This window comes from Mesorhizobium sp. M2A.F.Ca.ET.037.01.1.1 (assembly GCF_003998075.1).
GTDB lineage: Bacteria > Pseudomonadota > Alphaproteobacteria > Rhizobiales > Rhizobiaceae > Mesorhizobium.
The window spans coordinates 1-2,378 of the sequence record NZ_RZSA01000981.1; the positions used below are offsets into that span (position 1 = coordinate 1).

Here is a 2,378-nt window from a genome sequence, read left to right on the forward strand (position 1 = left end):
TGTTCGATCTGAAGCAACTGCAGCTTTTTACCGCCGTGGCCGAGTTCGGCAGTTTCTCACGCGCGGCGGTGGCGCTTTCGATTAGCCAGCCGGTGCTCAGCCGGCAGATCAAGTCGCTCGAGGACAAGGTCGGCGTCGCGCTGCTCTATCGCAATGGCCGCGGCATCGTGCTTACGGAAGCCGGCAAGATCCTGCAAAGCTACGCTGTGGCCCTGCTTGAGCAGGCCGCGCGCGCCGAGACGGAACTGGCGGCGCTGCGCTCGAACCCGCGTGGCACGATCGTGCTCGGAATGCCGCCCTCGGTCGGCGTCGTGCTGACGGCGCCGCTGGTGCAGAATTTCCGCGTCCAGTTCCCGCAGGTGAGCCTGAGGGTGATCGAAGGCTTCAGCGGCCATCTGCTCGAATGGCTGGTGATGGGCAAGATCGACGTCGCGGTCCTGTACAACGCGCCGAGGATGAACAATCTTCTGGCAGAACCCATCCTGCGCGACGAGCTGTTCCTGCTCGGCGCCAAAAACGACCCACACAATCTCGGGCCAGGCCCTGTCGATGCGGACGTGATGTCCCGGCTGCCGATGATCCTGCCAGCGAGGCCGCATGGCCTGCGCGTGGTGCTGGATCACATTCTCGGGTCCGCCGGCATCGAGCCGAATATCGAGGTCGAGGTCGACGCCATGCCTTCGACCTTGCGGCTCGTCGAAGCGGGGATAGGCTACACCATCCTGTCTTATTCAAGCTGCCACAACCTCGTTGCCGAAGGCAGGATCAACTACTGGCGCATCCGCAATCCCCCGATCGAGCGGGAGCTGCTTCTGGCCACGTCCAGCCAGCGGCCAACCACGACGGTCATACGCGCGCTGACGACGCTCATCCGCGATGAGGTGCGTGTCCTGCGCAAGCTCGGGGTCTGGGAGCCGCGTCCGCCGTCTCCTGGCCCTGAACCTGCCGCTCACCTCGGACGAGTGGGATAAGGAGCGAGCCATGCCGGACGCGCGGGAAGGTACGGCGCTCCTCGGCATTGCCGGACGCAGATTCTCCGCTTGGGCTTCAGCGGTTCTCGCTATGAGGGGGGGCGTTCTTTCGTGCGAAAGGCGGTCTGCCGCGTCGCATTGGTTAGGATCTAACCCTGCCCGCGCTCGCACGTTGCCCGCACGCCGTGAGGCCATGCGATATACAAGATCTTCTTCGGCTTCCGCCCTCGAAGCCTGCGGCCGCAAGCTGACGTCTGCTTGCGGCCCGAATAGGATGCTGACCACCTCGACGTTGAGCGACGCTGTGGCGGACTGAGCGGATTCTTGGCGGTTTGTTACGCAGATTAAGGTCGCTTCGATCTTGAAGGACTTCAATAATGATCTAAGTGTATGAAATCATTGATTTATTAGGAAAATTCTGGCGGAGAGAGCGGGATTCGAACCCGCGTTACGGTTTCCCGTAAACACACTTTCCAGGCGTGCGCCTTCAACCACTCGGCCACCTCTCCGTCCTTGACATCTCGCGCCGGCCGGTTTTGCCGCGCGGGTTGGGGAGATGCTCCCGTGGGAAGTCCTCGACGGACATGGTGTGCCTTCAACCGGCGGGCAACCCTTCCCTGCACCCGCTAGCCGTCTAGGCAAACAGGCGCGGGGCTCATCTAGTCGATCCGAAAGCGAATGCCAAGCCATAATGGCGATGCAAAGGCTTTTGGCCGTGGATGGCCTCGAAGGCCGCCGCAACGAGGGCGTGCCGCGCGTTCGCGTGATGTATGCGGGCCGACCCGTAAGACCGTTCGCGCCTAAGCTGCAGCCTGGTTTCAGCGTGCGTGAGAGGGTGGACAGCGATCTGCAGGCAATGTCGTGGAAGTCGACAAGGTGACCGCATTGGGGGGAATCTCCGCCGTAAGCTCGCGCAGGGGCATTGAGCCGGATCAAATTCCTTGCAGCCGTCGCCTTGCTATGTTGCTCGCTTCCCGGGACAAGGTTGAATGCGCATCGCGATCCTGTCTGACATCCATGCCAACCGTGAGGCGTTCGACGCAGTCCTGGAGGTCGTTCGGGAGCAGGCGCCGGACCAGCTGGTTCTGCTTGGCGATCTGGTCGGCTACGGGCCCGATCCTGTCTATGTGGTCGAGAAGGCCGCCGATCTGGTGGAGGGCGGCGCGTTCTGCATCAAGGGCAACCACGATGAAGCGGCGGCCTTGGGCCGGACCGACATGACGGAGAACGCGCGGGCCGCCATCGAGTGGACTCGCGAACGGCTCGCCCAGGAGCATCTCGACTTTCTCGCGCAGCTGCCGCTTTCGCTCCGGTCCGAAGACCGGCTGTATGTGCACGCCAGCGCGGAGCGGCAGGAAAAATGGTTGTACATACGCGACGTCGACGCGGCAGAACGCTGCCTCTCCT

General features: G+C 62.9%; 2 protein-coding genes and 1 tRNA gene. 2 read left to right on the top strand and 1 reads right to left on the bottom strand.

Going from position 1 to position 2,378, the window contains the following annotated elements; translation table 11 throughout:
• Positions 1–971: LysR substrate-binding domain-containing protein (locus tag EOA27_RS32220; RefSeq protein ID WP_348639881.1), on the top strand; the 971-nt coding region annotated here is incomplete at its 5' end.
• Between the two features lie 419 nt (positions 972–1,390).
• Here the strand turns inward: EOA27_RS32220 and EOA27_RS32225 are convergent.
• Positions 1,391–1,480: transfer RNA gene (locus EOA27_RS32225), tRNA-Ser, on the bottom strand.
• A gap of 480 nt (positions 1,481–1,960) precedes the next feature.
• Here EOA27_RS32225 and EOA27_RS32230 point away from each other — a divergent pair.
• On the top strand, positions 1,961–2,378 hold a 418-nt coding region (locus tag EOA27_RS32230), incomplete at its 3' end, for a metallophosphoesterase family protein (RefSeq protein WP_189562188.1).